Source organism: Pedobacter quisquiliarum (genome assembly GCF_014642175.1).
Classification (GTDB): domain Bacteria; phylum Bacteroidota; class Bacteroidia; order Sphingobacteriales; family Sphingobacteriaceae; genus Pedobacter; species Pedobacter quisquiliarum.
In genome coordinates, this window is the sequence record NZ_BMIL01000007.1 from 229,924 (window position 1) to 248,326 (window position 18,403).

Annotated in this window: 12 protein-coding genes; 4 read left to right on the plus strand and 8 right to left on the minus strand. The window is 44.1% G+C overall.

All coding sequences use genetic code 11. The annotated features are described in order from the left end of the window. Nucleotides 1-53: 53 nt before the first annotated feature. From IEW69_RS11985 to IEW69_RS12020, 8 genes are all read right to left on the minus strand, one after another. Nucleotides 54-1,511, minus strand: a complete 1,458-nt coding sequence (locus IEW69_RS11985) for a Gfo/Idh/MocA family protein (protein ID WP_188627092.1) — start codon at nt 1,509-1,511, stop codon at nt 54-56. A gap of 26 nt (nt 1,512-1,537) precedes the next feature. Next, nucleotides 1,538-1,930 (minus strand): c-type cytochrome, encoded by a 393-nt coding sequence (locus IEW69_RS11990; RefSeq protein ID WP_188627093.1) that lies wholly within the window; start codon nt 1,928-1,930, stop codon nt 1,538-1,540. A gap of 29 nt (nt 1,931-1,959) precedes the next feature. Then, complete coding sequence (locus IEW69_RS11995) at nt 1,960-3,012, minus strand: sugar phosphate isomerase/epimerase family protein (protein ID WP_188627094.1); 1,053 nt, start codon at nt 3,010-3,012, stop codon at nt 1,960-1,962. A gap of 2 nt (nt 3,013-3,014) precedes the next feature. After that, nucleotides 3,015-4,175: a Gfo/Idh/MocA family protein gene (locus IEW69_RS12000; RefSeq protein ID WP_188627095.1), complete on the minus strand. Its 1,161-nt coding sequence runs from the start codon at nt 4,173-4,175 to the stop codon at nt 3,015-3,017. Further along, nucleotides 4,175-5,875 carry a GMC oxidoreductase gene (locus tag IEW69_RS12005; RefSeq protein WP_188627096.1) on the minus strand — a complete coding sequence of 567 codons (1,701 nt, stop codon included), beginning with the start codon at nt 5,873-5,875 and terminating at the stop codon, nt 4,175-4,177. The genes IEW69_RS12000 and IEW69_RS12005 overlap by 1 nt, the downstream gene beginning before the upstream one ends. Before the next feature lie 14 nt (nt 5,876-5,889). Next, a complete protein-coding gene (locus IEW69_RS12010) occupies nt 5,890-6,552 on the minus strand; it encodes a gluconate 2-dehydrogenase subunit 3 family protein (protein ID WP_188627097.1) in 663 nt (220 codons plus the stop codon). Nucleotides 6,553-6,754: 202 nt separating this feature from the next. Next, nucleotides 6,755-8,476, minus strand: a complete 1,722-nt coding sequence (locus IEW69_RS12015) for a RagB/SusD family nutrient uptake outer membrane protein (protein WP_188627098.1) — start codon at nt 8,474-8,476, stop codon at nt 6,755-6,757. Between the two features lie 17 nt (nt 8,477-8,493). Then, nucleotides 8,494-11,694 (minus strand): SusC/RagA family TonB-linked outer membrane protein, encoded by a 3,201-nt coding sequence (locus IEW69_RS12020; RefSeq protein ID WP_188627099.1) that lies wholly within the window; start codon nt 11,692-11,694, stop codon nt 8,494-8,496. A gap of 346 nt (nt 11,695-12,040) precedes the next feature. Between IEW69_RS12020 and IEW69_RS12025 the strand changes: the two genes are divergently transcribed. The 4 genes from IEW69_RS12025 (at nt 12,041) to IEW69_RS12040 (ending at nt 18,395) form a co-directional block, all read left to right on the plus strand. Next, nucleotides 12,041-15,070, plus strand: a complete 3,030-nt coding sequence (locus IEW69_RS12025; RefSeq protein WP_188627100.1) for a SusC/RagA family TonB-linked outer membrane protein — start codon at nt 12,041-12,043, stop codon at nt 15,068-15,070. A 17-nt stretch (nt 15,071-15,087) separates the two neighbouring features. Further along, the gene (locus tag IEW69_RS12030) at nt 15,088-16,599 is read left to right on the plus strand and encodes a RagB/SusD family nutrient uptake outer membrane protein (protein ID WP_188627101.1); all 1,512 of its coding nucleotides are present in this window, start codon (nt 15,088-15,090) and stop codon (nt 16,597-16,599) included. Nucleotides 16,600-16,698: 99 nt separating this feature from the next. Beyond that, the gene (locus IEW69_RS12035) at nt 16,699-17,646 is read left to right on the plus strand and encodes an NAD-dependent epimerase/dehydratase family protein (RefSeq protein WP_188627102.1); all 948 of its coding nucleotides are present in this window, start codon (nt 16,699-16,701) and stop codon (nt 17,644-17,646) included. Between the two features lie 23 nt (nt 17,647-17,669). Further along, nucleotides 17,670-18,395, plus strand: a complete 726-nt coding sequence (locus IEW69_RS12040) for a YebC/PmpR family DNA-binding transcriptional regulator (RefSeq protein ID WP_188627103.1) — start codon at nt 17,670-17,672, stop codon at nt 18,393-18,395. Nucleotides 18,396-18,403: the final 8 nt, after the last annotated feature.

Here is an 18,403-nt window from a genome sequence, read left to right on the forward strand (position 1 = left end):
AAGTAAGCGCCCAACTGGTTTAGTTGGGCGCTGTAAGAAAGATTAAAGATTTATTATGCGCCGAGCGTCCAGCCCTTGCGGTATTCTCTTTTTACGTACTGGTTAACCGCATCAAAGTTGGTTACTTTCATGTTGTTGTTATCCCAAAGCAACTTGATGTTACGGCCTGGGTAGCTAATTTTTCCTTGAGCATCTTTGGCTTGAACATCAACCCCGCGGATTGCAAGGTTTGCCATAAGTAGTGCTTCTGTTAGTGGACCTGCGATTTCGAAAGGTGAACTTACCTCTTTCTTACCATGACCTGCAATACAAGCCTCTACCCATTGCGCGTAGTGACCGTTTGCTCCACCTTGAACTCTGGCGAAACGCTCTGGAACTTTGATGCTCTTATTTCTGCTTAGTGGTAGTAATCTTGGATCGGCAGAGTAGGTGCTCGCCATCATTTTACCTTTAGTACCGATGAACAATGTTCCATTGCCACCATCACCAAATACCTCGTTTGCTTCTAATTCTTCTGGTCTTTCCGGCTGAATACCACCATCCATCCAGTGAACCGTAACATCACCTTTTGTTTTTTCCGTTTTCGGGAATTTCAAGGTAACGTGGCTAGATGGAGGGCAGCTGTCAGGGAAGTATCCGCGTTTAAACTCGTCTACGTATACAGAACCAACACTTGCCTGTACTTCGCTTGCATATTTCAGATTCAGTACGCTAAATGGAGCCTCTAATAGGTGACATCCCATGTCGCCCAGTGCACCGGTTCCGTAATCCCACCAGCCTCTCCAGTTAAATGGAACAAGCTTATCTACGTATTCTTTGTAAGGTGCAGTGCCTAACCAAAGATCCCAGTCAAGTTCTTTTGGAACTTCGCTCTTGTTAGTCGACCATGGAATGCCTTGTGGCCAAACTGGTCTGTCGGTCCAGGCGTAAACCGTATGTACATCACCGATAAGGCCTGCATCATACCATTCTTTCATTTGGCGTGGACCATCGTTTGAGGCACCCTGGTTACCCATTTGGGTGACAACTTTATATTTCTTAGCTGCAGCTGTTAAAGCACGAGCTTCATAGATATCGTGGGTTAAAGGCTTTTGCACATAAACGTGTTTGCCTAATTGCATTGCAGCCATTGCTTGAACAGCATGGTTGTGGTCTGGGGTAGAAACAGATACGGCATCGAAGTTCTTATGTTCTTTATCTAACATTTCGCGCCAGTCTTTATAGAATTTCGCTTTTGGAAATGCTTTTACTGAACCTGCCGCACGACGAGTGTCTACATCACAAAGGAACCCGATATCTGCTTTACCGCTCTTGTGGAACATGGCAATATCGGATTGGCCTTTACCGCCAACACCTATTCCGGCAATAATTAATCTATCACTTGGTGCTAAGAACCCATTTCCACCAAGTACGTGACGAGGCACAATTGTGAAGGCAGCTGCCGCAATCGCACCAGTCTTTAGAAACGAACGTCTGGTTGTGGCGTTCTGATCATTAGTTTTGTTTTCCATTGCTTATATTCGGTTTTAAAGAATGATTATTTTTTTAAAGACAAGATGTAGTTAACCATCTCTTTAGCGTCTTCTTTAGATAAATTCGGGTGTGGTGTCATTGGAACTTCGCCCCAAACACCTGAGCCTCCGCGAATGATTTTGTCAGCAAGCTCATCTACGTTAAGCTCACTCATTGGATATTTTTCAGCAACCTCTACGTAAGAGGGTCCTACAACTTTGGTGGTTTCGTTATGACAACCCAGACAGTCTGATTTATCAATAAGTTGCTTTCCTTTATGCACTGCACCGCCTGATTCGCCTGCTGAAGCGGTAGTTTCTGTTGTCGTAGCAGCCGACTCCGTCTTCGCTGAATCGCCTCCTCCGCAAGATGCCAAGACAAATGTTAGGCATCCAAGTAGATATGTTATTTTTTTCATAGTGTATTGTTGATGTGCCCGGTTCCGGGTTATAGTCCTAAAATTTTATTGTTGAATGCTTCATCTGCTCCAGTAGCAGCGAAGTCGTCAAAAGCCCTGTTCGTAACAGGAATAATGTGTTTTTTAATGAATTCTGCACCTTCTTTAGCGCCAACGTTGGAGTCTTTCAGGCTGCATTCCCATTCCATAACCGCCCAGCCTTTGAAGTCATACTGCGTCAGCTTGCTGAAAATGGTTTTGAAATCTACCTGTCCGTCGCCTGGTGAACGGTATCTTCCTGCGCGGTTCGCCCAGCTTTGGTACCCTCCAAAAGTTCCTTGCTTACCCGTTGGGTTAAATTCAGAATCTTTTACGTGGAATGCTTTAATACGCTCATGGTAGAAGTCGATGTACTGAATGTAATCCAGTTGCTGCAGTACGAAGTGTGATGGATCATAAAGCAAGCATGCACGAGGGTGATTATTTACTTTCTTCAGGAACATTTCGTAGGTAATACCATCGAATAAATCCTCTCCAGGGTGTATTTCGTAACAAACGTCTACGCCACAATTATCAAATTCATTCAAGATGGGCATCCATCTTTTAGCAAGTTCAGTAAAGCCGGCATCTACCAAGCCCTCCGGGCGTTGCGGCCAGGGGTGGAACATATGCCAAAGTAGCGAACCGCTAAAGGTGGCATGTGCGTTTAACCCCAGGTTCTGCGAAGCTTTAGCAGCATATTTCAATTGCTGCACCGCCCATTCCGTTCTACCTTTAGGGTTGTTATGCAGTTCTTTTGGCGCAAAAGCGTCAAAGGCAAGATCATATGCAGGATTTACGGCAACCAACTGTCCTTGCAGGTGTGTCGATAGCTCCGTGATCTCCAGACCATAGCTGTTGATTTTGCCTTTCAATTCATCCGCGTAAGTCTTGCTTTCCGCAGCGAGCTTAAGGTCTATAAAGCGATCATCTAATGTCGGCATCTGAATGCCGACAAATCCAAGCTCAGCTGCCCATTTACAAATACCTTCAAGCGAGTTGAAGGGTGCTTCTTCCTGAATAAACTGAGCTAAAAATATAGCGGGTCCTTTAATTGTAGTCATCTTTAAATTTTAAATTCATACCACTTCTGGTCTGATTTGCCTGAAGCTACGACGTTTTCAATAAATGCCATTCCGCGCACACCATCTTCTGAAGTTGGAAAATCCAGCATTTCATCCGAAGGTTTTTCGCCATTACTAACCTTGTCTATCGTGGTTACGAAGTTGCGGTAAATGTTTGCGAAAGCTTCCAGATAGCCTTCAGGGTGCCCTGCAGGGGTTCTGGTATTATTTGCTGCGAATGAACTCAGGTAATTGTGTCCTGTTCTATATATCTGCGCAGGTGCATCAAGCCACTTTAATTTTAAGGTGTTAGGTTCTTCCTGGTGCCATTCTAAGCCACCTTTTTCACCATAAACCTTTATTGTCAAAGCATTTTCTTCGCCTGCAGCGATCTGAGAAGCCATCAAAATACCATTTGCACCATTATCGAACTTCAACAGGATATTTCCGTCATCATCCAACGACCGGCCTTCTACAACGATGTTAAGATCTGCACACATGTGTGAGATCTTGACATTCGAAATGTATTCAGCCAATTGTGCAGCATGCGTGCCGATATCACCCATACAGCCGCTGATGCCGCTCTTAGAGGGATCGGTGCGCCAGGAGGCTTGCTTGTTACCTTCATTCTCTGAAGGAAGGCTAAGCCAGCCTTGTGGATACTCCACACAAACCTTTCTGATGCGACCAAGTTCACCGGCTTTCACCATCTGTCTTGCCTGTTTCACCATCGGGTAGCCAGAGTAGGTGTGCGTTAAGCACACCATCAATCCGGTTTCTTGTGCTTTGGCATAAAGTTTTTTAGCTTCTTCAAGCGTCAGCGTCATAGGTTTATCAATCAGCACATGAAATCCGGCACTTAACGCCAGCATTGCTGGTTCAAAATGGGCAAAATTCGGGGTAACGATGCTTACAAATTGCATCCGCTGATCTGCAGGAAGTTGACTTTCCGCTTCGAACATTTCAGCATAGCTTCCATAGTTTCTATCATCCGCAATAAAAAGGGCACGACCAGATGCTTTTGCTTTTTCTGGATCTGAGCTGAACGCGCCGCAGCACAATTCAACCAAGCCATCCATATTAGCAGCAATGCGGTGTACAGCGCCGATAAAGGCATCTTTACCACCGCCAACCATACCCATTCTTATTTTCTTTTCTGCCATTAGATATTTCCTTTTTTAAGTTCAGCAACAGCGTAATCAGCTGCTCTTGCAGTAAGTGCCATGAAGGTTAATGAAGGATTCTGACATCCAATAGAAGGCATACAAGCACCATCGGTTACGAATACGTTGCTTACCTCATGCATTTGGTTCCATTTGTTAAGTACCGAAGTTTTTGGATCGTTACCCATTCTGGCAGTACCCTGCTCGTGAATCGCCATACCTGGAGTTGAGCCATTGTCGTAAGTCACAATGTTCTTCATACCCGCAGCTTCAAGCATTTCCGCAGCATCATTTTTCATCGCTTCACGCATCTTCGTTTCGTTGTCTCTGAAGCTACAGTCGATGGCCAATACCGGAAGTCCCCATTTATCTTTCTTGGTTTTATCAAGGGTAACTTTGTTGTCATGGTAAGGAAGTGCCTCACCAAAACCACCAAGGCCCATCTGCCAAACACCTGGAACAGTCATTTGATCTTTGAAATCACCTCCGAAGGCAAGTTCAGCTACATCCTGGTGCCATCCTGTACGGCTTGCACCACCTTGGTAACCGAAACCACGCAGATAGTTGCGCTTATCGTTGCCCATATTCTGGTAGCGAGGTACATAGATACCGTTTGCTCTTCTACCGTAGGTATATTTATCATCAAAGCCTTCTGCCTGGCCACTTGCGCCACAGCGGAAGTGGTGATCCATTAAGTTGTGACCTAGTTCACCACTTGCATTACCTAAACCATTAGGATGCTCGTCTGAAGTAGAGTTAAGCAAGATCTGCGTTGTACCCAATGTAGAGCCGTTAACGAAAACAATCTTTGCATAGAATTCCATGTTTTCATTGGTCTCCGAATCAATCACCATCACACCTTTGGCTTTTTTGCTTTCCTTATCGTGGATGATGTGACTCACCAAGGAGTACGGACGTAGTGTAAGGTTTCCGGTTGCTACTGCAGCAGGAAGGGTAGAAGATTGCGTGCTGAAATAGGCGCCGAAAGGACATCCTCTGCTGCACAGATTTCTGTACTGGCACTTTCCACGACCTTTATGGGGAACAGTTAAGTTAGCTGTACGACCGATGGTCAGGATACGCTCTCTTTTGTAGTGATCCTCAATGCGTTTTTTAACGGATTTCTCCACGCAGTTCATTTCCATCGGAGGCAGGAATTGCCCATCAGGAAGCGCTGGCCAGTTTTCATTCTGACCACTAATACCCGCAAAACGCTCGGTATAGTCATACCATTTTTCAAGATCTTTATAACGAATCGGCCAATCATTACCATGACCATCCTTTAAATTGTCTTCAAAGTTGATGTCACTGAAGCGGTAACTTTGACGACCCCACATTAGTGATTTTCCACCAACATGGAAGCCTCTGTACCAATCAAAACGTTTTACCTCTGTATACGGACAGTCTAAGTCATTCACCCAGAAACTCTCGTTAAACTCCTGGTAAGGGTAGTCACGCATCTGTACCGGGTGCGTTCTTTTTTGTTCCTCTGTTAATCGGCCACGGTGTTCAAACTCCCATGGCTTTTTCATTGCAGTGGTATAATCTTTAATATGCTCTATGTTTCTGCCGCGTTCCAGCAAAAGTACTTTAAGACCTTTTTCGGTTAGTTCTTTGGCTGCCCAACCCCCGCTAATACCTGATCCAATAACGATGGCATCGTAGGTGTTTTGTGCTGTAGCTTTTGTATTTAAGTTCATTTCTTTAATAAATATTATGCGTAAACTCTTTGACCTGGTTTCATATCAACACAACCATCATATCTGCCTGGAATGTCAATGTATTCGTAAGCCTGAGTGGCTCCAATTTCAGAAGTGAAATATCCGAGCATTGTCAGATCACGAGCAATAGCGAAGAAGTAATGTTTAGCTACCGGCTTTTTAGCGGCCATTGGATTTCCAGCTCTTTCTTTTTCTGGTTTCTTTTCAAGTTCTGCCGCTTCTTTTTCCTGCAATTTCGCAGCTTCGTCCTTATCATTTTTCTGTGCAGCGATAGTTTCTTCTCTGAACTTTCCTAATAATTCCGTGCGTTGAGCAGGTGTTAAGCTAACAAAAGAGTTCTTGAATTTATCTTTTGAATTTTTTTCAAGGTCTTCAAGGCCTTTAACAAATACCTTTTGTGCCTCTTCAGGATAGCAATCCTTCATCATTAAAGAGATAAAAGGGCCCACACCGGCTGCCTTCGCACCAGGCGTCTTTGTTGTCGGGATGATGGTGTCAGCTAGCTCAGCGAGCATTTTCTCCTGGTCTGCTGAAAACAAATTTTCTGAAGAATTTTTTGAAGGCTGGCATCCTTCAAGGAATACGCCAATAGTTGTAGCAGATAATGCGCCTCCCATTAAAAAGGCGACACTTTTAACTGCGTCTCTTCTATTCATGTGGTTTATATTTAGTTGTTAAAGGATTCTGTTTCTTACAAAATCTAAAATAGAGAAAAATTTATTTGGAAAGTGTAATTCCAACACATTAAATTTTCGAATATAATGCATTTGTTACGCGTATGTGCAATACTACTCACCTGAACAAAAAAGCCCCACATAGAAACTATGCAGGGCTTTTTTGTTAAAGAATGATGTTATACTAGTAACCTGGGTTTTGTTTAAGTACCCCGTTACTTCTATCCAACTGTTCTTGTGGAATCGGGAAGTAGTTATCCTCATCACCGATTGTAATACCTCTTGAAGTTGCTAAGAATTGACCCTCAAAAGCAGAGTAACTCTCCAATGTAGGTTTCAAGATGCCCCAACGTACAAGGTCATAGAAACGGTGACCTTCCATCGCAAGCTCTAATCTACGCTCAAAACGTACGGCATCTCTTGCGTAAGTCTGGCTTGGGAAAGCAGGATATGGGTTTACTCTGTAAGTTGCTGCTGGTGCACCACCTACAGCCTTATCAGTCGCTACTGGAAGTTGAGCAGCTCTTGCACGAACGGCATTCACCAAGCGAAGTGCTTCTGGTAAGTTACCCAGCTCAACCTGGCATTCTGCAGCCATCAGGTATACGTCAGCTAAACGGATAACATTTACGTTTAAGCCGTTAACATTCGTTGAACCTGGAGCAGTACCGTTTGTAAACTCTGCAAACTCGATAGAGTTCTTATATGGCACAAATGGTCCACCTGTAGTTACCTCTCTGATCCATGGATCTCCTTGCATTACACCCCAATCGCGATAAGGTACGCCTCTTCTCCCTAGAGTGTAGTCCATCCTTGGATCCACCAATAGAGAACGCTCTACCTGGTAAGCAGCTTTCTGTGCAGTAGTCAAACCGAAGTCAGATTTAAATGGATTGGTTCTGTAGCTACCATCAATCATCGGCAGACCAGTCGCAGTTACGCGGAAAGCATTTGCCAGGTCAATCGAAGGCTGGAAGAATCCGCAGCAGCTGGTTTTTGAGCTACCACCATAAGGATAGTTAAGCATGTCTCCAACATTTCCGTTATCACCACCGCTACCATCTGTTCCTACGGCATGTTGTACAGCAAAAATGCTCTCTGGACCATTTTCACGAGTGATATCGAAATTCGCTTTGTAATCCAGGGTAGTGATAGCAGGTCTTGCTGCCATTACCGCTGTGAAGTTCGTTAATGCTTCAGCATATTTCTTCTGGTAAAGCAACACCTTTCCTAAGTATGCCTGTGCAGCAATTTTATCTGCACGACCAACTTGATCAAGCGGCTTAGTTGTACTAAGATTCGCTACCGCATAAGTGAAATCTTCAACAATTGCAGGGTAGATATCTGCGGTGTTGTCTACAGCAGGATCAGTTGTGTTTTCAAGAATTAAAGGAACATTCTTAAATGCTCTTGCCAAAAAGAAGTAGTAGTGTCCACGTAGGAACCTTGCTTCTGCCTGAATTTCCGCAGCACGTTTATCTGCAAATTTCTCTCCAGAGCTTGCTTGTAAAGCTGCTAAAATACGCAATGTGCTGTTACATCTTTGAATACCTTCGAAGCAGCGCGTCCATAGAGTAGACAAGTTGTCGTTAGTGCTTGTAGGTGAGTGGCGCTCCAAAGCGTTCATGTTTGGCTGATCACCAGCATCACTACCTTTATGCGCATTGTCCGAAGTCACTTCACCTAAGAGCCATTGGCTTGGTCCCGAAGCATAGTTACCCCAGGTACCACTTAGATTTCCGTTTAACAATGCATAAGCGCCGGTTAACGTTGCTTCTACACCTTTCTGATTTGTCAATTGCTCTTGACTAAGTTCCCCTTGGGGACGTTTTTCGAGAAAATCCTTTTTACAGCCTACAGCTGAAAGAAGCATCATCCCAAATATAATATGATTAATCTTTTTCATAATGTCTTATTAAATCGTTAAAAGCCAACACTTACACCTAGTAGAAACTGACGAGGGTTTGGATAGATACCGCGGTCAACACCAAGCGCTGAGTAAGTCTCAGATTCAGCACTAACTTCCGGATCTAGTCCAGTGTAGTTTGTGATTGTAAATACGTTTGTTGTGCTAGCATAAACTCTGAATTTGCTGATACCCCACTTAGAACCAAACACTTTTTCTGCTGGAATGGTATATCCGATCTGAAGGTTTTTCAGGCGGAAGAAGCTTCCGTCTTGTACGTAGTAGCTTGAAGATTCATATTCGATCTCAGCTGCAGTACCTGTTACAGATGGAATGTTGCTTGCAGTGTTCGTTGGTGTCCATGCGTTTAACAAACGTGTACTTTTTGCACCCTGGAAAGTAGGGAAGTCAGTAAAGTAGCGATTGGTATCATAAAGATCATTTCCTTGTACACCGTTGAAGAACATTGATACGTCGAAGTTCTTATATGAAGCATTTAGATTAAGCGAGTAGTAGAAATCTGGATTTGGGTTACCAATGATTTTTCTGTCTTCAGGCGTAATTGCACCGTCTCCATTGATGTCTCTGAATTTCATACCACCAACACGTGCATTAGGATAAGAAGGGCTTCCTGCGATATCTGCATCACTTTGGAAAATACCACTTTGCTCATAACCATAGAAAGAGCCGAATGGTGCGCCTTTCTTCAGGATACTGGTACGCAAGCTTCTGAAAGCACCGTACTGTAGTTGATCAACACCAGGTGCGATTTCTTCCAGTTTGTTTACGTTTTTAGAGAAGTTTACACCAAGGTCAAAAGTGAAAGGACTATCATTGTTTCTACCATAGTGGTAGTTCAAGTTAACCTCCACACCTTTGTTGCTCATATCACCCACATTTCGGTAAGGTGAGTTACCCAAACCAACTGCTGTTGAAGGCAACTGAACCGGGAATAACATGTCTTTAGTTTTTCTGTTATACCAGTCAACCGATCCATCAATTGCTGAAGAAAATAAGGTAAAGTCTAAACCAACGTTTAATGACGTTACAGATTCCCATTTGATTTCAGGGTTAGCATAAGCATTCTGCCATACACCGGTAACAACACCGTTTCCACCAAGAAGTGGGTAAGCAGATGTTAACAGACCTTGTTGGTAGCGGCTCAGGTATTGGTTAACCGGAATTCTCTGGTTACCAGTACCACCGTAACCTGCGCGGAATTTCAAGTCATTTAACCAGCTCACTTTGTTCTTTAGGAAGTCTTCTTCTGAAACCCTCCATGCGATACTACCAGCTGGGAAAGCACCATATTTGTTATCCGGACCAAAGTTGGATGAACCATCTCTACGAATGGTAACACTTGCCAAGTAACGGTCGTTGAACGAGTAATCTGCTCTTGCGAATAGCGAGAACAGGGAACCTGCACTACCAGAACTTCCGTTGCTGATGTTCGCTGTACCTACATTCAGGTAATAGTAATCCATGTCACCTAGAACGAAGAAGTCGTTACGACCACCAGTTAATGAGCGGCTTTTATTCTGGATTGCCTCAGTACCTGCTAATAAAGTCAAATTGTGTTTCTCAGCAAATGTAGTTCTGTAAGTCAAGGTGTTTGTCCAGGTCCACTCGCTATTGAATCCTTGCGTTTCGCTCAAGTTGTTTGAGCTGTTACCTTCAGAGAATTCAGGGTTTGGATAACGCATGCTAATGTTGTTGTAGTTCTCATAGCGTAAACCAAAGTTAGTTCTCAAGGTCAAACCTTTAACAATGTCTAGTTCTGCAAAGGCATTACCAAAGAAGAAGTTGCTTTTGTTAAGGTTGTCTTTTCCACGGTATAAGAAAGCAAGTGGGTTTTCAGCATTACCTAAACCGCTACCTTTACTACCTGCGAAATTGCCTTGGATGTCATATACCGGAACGATGGTCGGCATACGGTATGCCCATCCAATCGCACTACCTTCATCCTGGTAATCTCCGGAAACGTTCGGATTTACACCGAAACCGAATCCTTCAGAGTAGCTATAAGAAAGGTTTTCACCAAAACGTAACTTTTTGTCAAGTGCCGAAACGCTTGTGTTGGCACGGGTGTTGTATCTCTTGAAGCCAGTATATTTAATAATACCTTTCTGGTCAAGATATCCAGCTGAAAAGCTGTATGTTGAATTTTCGCCACCACCTGAAGCCGACACCTGATAATTTTGAGTTGGTGCATTTTCAGTGATTTCTTCAAACCAGTTTGTACCCTGTTGGTTAGCTCTTGTAATTTGATAGAAGCTGTTCGGGTCGTTAGAATATAAATACTTAGAAGGATCTGCATCTGCTGGCGTAACATTTAAGCCAAAGATATTACCTGCACGCAAATATTCCGGAAGCACTGGTGTAGCACCAGTGCCGTAGTTGGTTGCATTAGGGAAAGCCTGTGCATACTGAATCGGACTCAGGAACTCAGGGAAAGTGTTTTTCCGAGGTGTCTGCGTACCATAGTAAGCGTCTAAAGTAACTTTAGGCGGCCCTTGGATACCTTTTCTGGTAGTGATGATCACAACCCCGTTGTTTGCACGTGAACCGTAGATTGACGCCGCAGATGCATCTTTCAAAATCTGCATACTTTCAATGTCGTTCTGGTTCAACCAGCTTAGTTTACCTTCATAAGGAACACCATCAACTACGTAAAGTGGATCGTTGTTGTTAATTGTAGTTACACCACGAACACGAATTTGAGGTGTAGAACCTGGCGCACCGTCTACAACGATCTGAACACCTGGGGCCTTACCCTGCAAAGCTTCAACCGCACTTGCTGCTGGTTGAGACTTTAGCTGTGCTACGTCTACTACCGCAACCGCGCCAGTTAAATCCTTCTTACGCTGACTAGTATAACCAGTTACAACAATTTCATTTAAGTTATTGTCCTCTTGTTTCAGGGCAATGTTAACGGTTGTCCGCGAGCCTACCGTTACTTCTGTAGATTGATAACCAACAAAGGAAATTACAAGGACGTCGCTAGGACTTGCTGAAATAGCGAAAGCACCATTCCCGTCGGTCATGGTGCCTTGTGCGGAATTTTTAATTTTAATGGAAGCACCGGGTATCGGTGACTGGTCATCACTGCTGGTAACTCTACCGGTGATTCTGACTTGTGCATGCAACCCTAAAGACAGGAGCATGCAGGTAAGTAAAAGAAAGATCTTTCTTTTAGAACTTAGTAAATTTTTAAACATACAATATTTGGTTAGTTGGTGAATTAATTTGGTTAGAAAAGGGCTTCTTTACATATGCTAAAAATTAAGGGTTAGAAATTCAATTATCTGTTACTTAAACATTATTTAAAACTAAGGAATAATGCATCAATTTTCCAAGACATTCTAGCAATATTTTTACAATCTGTGTAAATACGAGAAACTAATGTGAAAATACCTCGTCATTCCGCCAAAAATATATTGTAAATATCTTTTAAACCCTATATTGCTTGCAATAAAGTTAATTGAAAATTCTAAGCATCTTTTGCTCTTATGTGATGAATATTCAACCATTTGCAATTTTATTAAACAACCAAATATAACAACTATGAACAGAGCTCTACCTCCTGGAAACGGAGGCATCTTCTATGATGCCTTTTGTTTCTCTAAGTTTAACAAACTTATCCTTTGCTGCTTTTTGTTAGTCTTTATCAACGCAGCCGCCTTCGCCCAAACGCTCATCCGCGGTACTGTAAAAGATAACGAAAACAACACCCTCGCCGGCGCTACGGTATCAGCGGTAGGCGCAAACGTAAAGGTCCTCACAGATGCTGAAGGCCGATTCGCCATTACCGTACCCACAACAGTCACCCAACTTGCCTTTAGTTATGTGGGTCTTGAAACACAAACGGTACCCATCAACAGCAGAACCAGTATCAATGTCGCACTTGCCGGATCAACAGATCTCGACGTGGTTACGGTTGTAGGGTATGGTTCGGTTCGAAAGAGCGACCTGACCGGTGCCGCAACTACTGTAGGCGCTAAGGACTTCAACAAGGGTCCACTAAATGCACCTGATCAACTGATCCAGGGTAAAGTTGCCGGTGTGCAAATGATCAACAACAGCGGTCAGCCTGGTGGATCGACTACCGTGCGTATCCGTGGTAATACCGCTATGACCGGTTCCGGTCAGCCATTGTACGTGGTAGATGGTGTTGCATTAGACAACCGGTCTGCCCGTCCTTCGGCGAGTGGGGGTGTTGGTAATGCTCCAGGTGGTAACCCGCTGAACTTTATCAACCCTGCCGACATCGCGAGCATGGAAGTGCTAAAAGATGCATCTGCTACAGCAATCTACGGATCCCGGGCTGCTTATGGTGTTGTACTCATCACCACAAAACGCGGTCAAAGTGGCGCAACTAAAATTGATGTGTCGGCTTCTGCTGGTGTAAGCAACATGGCGCGCAAAATTGATGTGCTTGATGGTGATCAGTATCGCCAGGCACTTGCCCGTTATGATGTGGAGCAATTTGATTTCGGTGGCAGCGTTGATGCCATAGACGAAATTACCAGAACCGCTTACAACCAGAATTATTCTATTGGCCTAAGCGGCGGTAGTCAGGATAACACCTACCGTGCATCCTTCGGCTACCAGGATCAGCAAGGTATCATCCGCAAAACCGACTTCACCAAATACAGTGGTTCCTTCAACGGTAACTTCAAATTCCTGGAGAGTAAAAAGCTTGGACTAGATGTCGGCTTAATCACCAGTCAATATCTGGAGAACATTGCGCCGATTACAACAGATGCAGGTTTCCGTGGAAGTTTAATCAGCCAGGCACTTTCCTGGAACCCAACCAGACCATTCCGCAATCCCGATGGATCATTATTCATTGAGCCGCTTTCTTCAATTGTGAATCCACTTGCAATGTCTGAAGCATCAAGCGATAAATCTAAAGTTTCGACCATCCTGGGTAGTGTATCACCTTACTACAAAATTACGGACTGGTTAGAATACCGCATGCTTGCAAGTATCAACTATAGTACAGGTATCAGAAGAGCTTCAACACGTAGCTATTTAAACCTACCTGGCATTGAAGCCAATGGTGCTTTCCTTGGTGGATACGGTAGCTATGCAAACTCCGAACTCGTTACGCAGCAGTTTACAAATACCTTAAACTTTAACAAGGAGATCGCAAGCAAACTAAACCTGAACGCGGTTTTAGGTTATGAATACACCAACTATATTAATAAAGGTATCACCAGCACAGCCAGAGGTTTTGGCGCCATCGATGTAGATTATACCGACATCATGCAAGCGACAGCTCCCGCGAACAGAACCCTTAGCTCATTTAACGATCCAACCACCCAGTTGCAATCTTATTTTGCAAGGGCGATTTTCAACTACGCAGATAAATACCTGTTAACCGCAACATTCCGTGCGGATGGTTCAACCAAGTTTGGCTCTGATAACCGCTATGGTTACTTCCCATCTTTCTCTGCAGCATGGAACATCAAGAACGAAAGCTTCCTGACTGACGTTGCCTGGATCAATCAATTGAAAGTACGTGCAGGTTACGGCTTAACCGGTAACCAGGAGTTTCCTTCAGGTTCTGCACAACAACGTTACAACATCAACTTCGCCAATGGTGCACCATCTTTCACTGGTGTTAACAACGAGAATAAAAAGCTAAAATGGCAATCTGACAAGCAGATCAACGTTGGTGCTGACTTTACCTTGTTCAACAATAAGCTATCGGGTTCGGTAGATTACTTCAAGAAAGTAACCACGGATCTACTTTTCCCTCAAATCCCATTTGTACCAGCAAACCCTGGTGTAGCCATCACATGGCAGAACTTACCGGGTGAAATCACCAACAAAGGTGTGGAACTTGCTTTAAACGGTGCAATCATTGAAAGAGAAGACATCTCCTGGTCTCTAGGTGGAAATGCAACCTTCCTGAAAAATCAGGTTGACAACATCACCGGTAGAATTAACACCGGTGCATTAAGCGGTCAAGGACTAAGTGATGTAACGGTTGAAGTTGTTCAAAGCGGCCTGCCACTTTTTGCAATGCTAACCAGACAATTCAATGGTCTTGATGCGAATGGGTTTTCAACTTATACAGATGAAGGTTTTACCTATTATTACGTAGGTAATCCAAACCCGAAAGTAATCCTGGGCTTAACCACTAATTTCAGATACAAAAACGTTTCTTTAACTGCAAACTTTAACGGTTCCCTGGGTCAGGATATCTACAACAATACTGCAAACTCTGTATTGCCAATCTCCAACCTTGGTACTGGTAAAAATGTGGCCAGTGATCTGCTGAATTCGTCAATTCAGGAATCGCTTGCCAACCCGATTGCGGCATCATCACGTTACATTGAGAAAGGTGATTACCTGAAACTTGCAAATGCAACCATCAACTACACAATCGGAAATATTGGTAAATCCATCAAAGGGCTGAACGTATTTGTTAACGGACAGAACCTTTTTGTAATCACTAAATTCAAGGGCTTTGATCCGGAAGTGAATGTGGATAAAAGTGTAAACGGCGTACCTTCAGCTGGTATCGAGTACATTTCTTATCCAACTGCAAGAACCTTCAACTTCGGACTGAACTTTTCACTATAATATAATTTTAACAGCATATGAGAACGAAATATATAACAGCTTTTGTTGCATTAGCGCTATTTGCAACAGGTTGTACCAAGCTTGATGAAAACCTAAATGGCCAGATCGGTAACACCGGCGTGTCCTCCGGAAACGTTGCCGCACTACTAAACGCAAGTTACACCGCCATGCGAAGCCCATATCAGGGCACATACGGCTGGTGGGCGCTGCAGGAGTTCCCGACAGATGAAGCCATTGCACCAACCAGGGCTGGTGACTGGGATGATAATGGTGCCTGGAGAGCATTGCACCTTCACCGTTGGGCTACCGATCACCCGAGGATCTCTAACGTATTCAGAGACCTCAACAGTGTGAGTTTTGTAACCACCAACCTTTTCCAGTTCAACCCTACACCAGTTCAGGCTGCAGAAGCACGTTTTCTGCGCGCCATGGCACAATTCTCCATCTTAGACGGCTGGAACCAGGTTCCCTACCGCGAACCTGGGGAAGACGTAACACAGCCTTCAAAAGTAAGACAGGCACCAGAAGCGCTGGATTACATCATTGCGGAGCTTAACGCGATCTTACCCGATCTACCTAACGGCCCGAATTACCAGGCGAACAAAGATGCCGCACGCGTCTTGCTGATGAAATGCTACTTAAATAAAGGTGCTTTTCTAAATCGTCAAACGCCAACCTTCGACGCTGCAGATATGAACCAGGTAATTACCCTTGCTGATCAGATCATCAACACGGGTAAGTATACCTTATCTGCCAACTACTTCGACAACTTTGCGCCGAACAATGATGCCCTTTCAAAAGAAAACATCTTTACTGCTCAAAACCTTGGCGGTTCTGATGCCGGAGGTGTAAACAGTACCTGGATTGCCGGTCTGCACTATAATCAAAGACCAGGGGGCAACAATGGTTTCGCAACCTTGTCAGACTTCTACAACAAGTTTGAAGCAAATGATCAGCGCCGTGGCGTCGCTTATCCAGGCGTAACCAATCAGGCAGGTGTTAGGGCCGGATTCCTTGTAGGTCAGCAGACCGATCAGACGGGTGCGATATTAAAAGATCGTAGGGGCAATAACCTGATCTTTACACCTGAAGTGAGCATCATTGAAAGAGATCCAAACCACTTGGAAGTTGCAGGTATTCGCGTAATCAAGTATCCTGTAGATTATACCAACCTGGCTACCGGTATTGCTGAAAACGACTGGGTGTATTTCCGCTATGCCGATGTACTTCTAATGAAAGCAGAAGCGCTGTTAAGAACATCCCAGAATGGACCGGCACTTACCCTGGTTAACGGACTTCGTACGGTTCGTGGTGCTACACCACTTGCGAGCTTAACTTTAGCAAACCTACTAGATGAACGTGGACGTGAGTTTTACTGGGAAGGTATGAGACGCCAGGACTTAATTCGCTTTGGCCAATTCTTAACACCTACACAAGAAAAGAAAGTTGACGATCCTAAATACCTGTTGTTCCCAATTCCGAACAACCAGGTAACCAATACCAATCTGGTGCAAAATCCAGGTTACTAGTAGAACTTCTTAATAATAAGGCCGGGCATAATAAAATGCCCGGCCTTTTCATTTAGTATAAATGCCTGCTTTTTTTACCTTTGCCAAAACTTTAATTTAATGCGTGAGAAAATACTTGTTTTAGGCTCCAACGGGCAGATAGGTACTGAACTTGTTACCGCTCTTAGAAAAATTTACGGCGAAGATTATGTAGTCGCTTGCGACATCCGCCGCCCTGATTATGACATCAAAAATTCAGGTCCATTCGAGTTCGTAAATGTACTGGAACGAGAAACACTCAACACCATATTTCAGAAGTATAAGCCTACTCAAGTTTATCTCCTTGCAGCATTGCTGTCGGCAACCGGAGAACAAAATCCGAAGCTGGCCTGGGACCTGAACATGAATGGCCTGCTGAATGTGCTTGAACTTGCACTCGTTTACAAAACGGCAAAAGTTTACTGGCCAAGTTCCATCGCTGTATTCGGCCCGAACTCGCCCAAAGTTAATACCCCGCAGTACTGCGTCATGGATCCAAACACCGTCTATGGTATTAGTAAGCTTGCCGGCGAAAGATGGTGCGAATACTACAATCAGAAATATGGTCTCGACGTAAGAAGCATTCGCTATCCTGGACTGATCAGCTGGAAAGCTGCGCCGGGAGGAGGTACCACCGACTATGCCATTCACATTTTCCATGATGCGCTAAAGAAGAGCAGCTATGCATCTTTCCTGGATGCAGATACAGAACTGCCAATGATGTATATGGATGATGCCATACGGGGTACCATCGAATTGATGGACGCGCCTTCAGAATACATCAGCATAAGATCAAGCTACAACTTTGGAGGTGTTAGTTTTACACCTGAAGTCCTCGCAGCAGAAATCAAGAAGCACATTCCGGATTTTCAACTCAGCTACACCGCTAACGATCCGAGACAACTTATTGCAAACAGCTGGCCGAGCTCAATTGATGATGCTTTCGCAACCAAAGACTGGGCATGGAAGCCACAGTTCGACCTTGCAAAAATGACCACAGACATGTTGGATAACTTAAAAAACAAATAAGGTAAAGCCTTAAACAAAATATAATGGGAAGAGCATTTGAATTCAGAAAAGAAAGAAAATTTAAACGCTGGGCGAAAATGGCTGTCCAGTTTACACGTATAGGTAAAGAGATCGTGATGGCTGTCAAAGATGGCGGCCCAAGTCCCGATACCAACTCCCGCTTACGTACAGCCATCCAGAACGCAAAGGCCGTTAACATGCCTAAAGACCGTGTTGATGCCGCAATCAAACGTGCATCAAACAAGGACGAGAACGGTTACGAGGAGCATGTTTATGAGGGGTATGCACAGCATGGTGTAGCCATCCTGATTGAGACGGCTACAGACAATACCAACAGAACCGTTGCAAACGTGCGCAGCTATTTCAATAAAACTGGCGGTACACTTGGTAAAACAGGTTCCCTGGATTTTATCTTCAACAGGAAGTCGATCTTTAGATTCGTACCTGGCGAACGCGACCTGGAAGAACTGGAATTTGAATTGATTGATTCAGGTCTTGAGGAACTTTACCTGGAGTCTGATGAAGAAGGAAATGATATCGCTGTTGTTCAAACGGCATTTGAGGACTTCGGAAAGATGCAAAAATCACTTGAAGACCTTGGTGTGGAAATGAAAAGCGCGAAATTAGAACGTATCGCACTTTCCACTACGCCAATCTCGGAAGAGCAGACAGTGGACGTATTCAAGTTAATTGATAAGCTTGAAGAAGATGATGACGTTCAAGCCGTTTATCACAACATGGCTGACTAAAATACCAG

What these genes read in the sequence shown, in the direction of transcription:
- IEW69_RS11995 (WP_188627094.1), bottom strand. Translation starts at nt 3,012, where the DNA reads ATGACTACAATTAAAGGACCCGCTATATTTTTAGCTCAGTTTATTCAG.
- IEW69_RS12005 (WP_188627096.1), bottom strand. Translation starts at nt 5,875, where the DNA reads ATGAACTTAAATACAAAAGCTACAGCACAAAACACCTACGATGCCATC.
- IEW69_RS12025 (WP_188627100.1), top strand. Translation starts at nt 12,041, where the DNA reads ATGAACAGAGCTCTACCTCCTGGAAACGGAGGCATCTTCTATGATGCC.
- IEW69_RS11990 (WP_188627093.1), bottom strand. Translation starts at nt 1,930, where the DNA reads ATGAAAAAAATAACATATCTACTTGGATGCCTAACATTTGTCTTGGCA.
- IEW69_RS12020 (WP_188627099.1), bottom strand. Translation starts at nt 11,694, where the DNA reads ATGTTTAAAAATTTACTAAGTTCTAAAAGAAAGATCTTTCTTTTACTT.
- IEW69_RS12035 (WP_188627102.1), top strand. Translation starts at nt 16,699, where the DNA reads ATGCGTGAGAAAATACTTGTTTTAGGCTCCAACGGGCAGATAGGTACT.
- IEW69_RS12030 (WP_188627101.1), top strand. Translation starts at nt 15,088, where the DNA reads ATGAGAACGAAATATATAACAGCTTTTGTTGCATTAGCGCTATTTGCA.
- IEW69_RS12015 (WP_188627098.1), bottom strand. Translation starts at nt 8,476, where the DNA reads ATGAAAAAGATTAATCATATTATATTTGGGATGATGCTTCTTTCAGCT.
- IEW69_RS12010 (WP_188627097.1), bottom strand. Translation starts at nt 6,552, where the DNA reads ATGAATAGAAGAGACGCAGTTAAAAGTGTCGCCTTTTTAATGGGAGGC.
- IEW69_RS12040 (WP_188627103.1), top strand. Translation starts at nt 17,670, where the DNA reads ATGGGAAGAGCATTTGAATTCAGAAAAGAAAGAAAATTTAAACGCTGG.
- IEW69_RS11985 (WP_188627092.1), bottom strand. Translation starts at nt 1,511, where the DNA reads ATGGAAAACAAAACTAATGATCAGAACGCCACAACCAGACGTTCGTTT.
- IEW69_RS12000 (WP_188627095.1), bottom strand. Translation starts at nt 4,175, where the DNA reads ATGGCAGAAAAGAAAATAAGAATGGGTATGGTTGGCGGTGGTAAAGAT.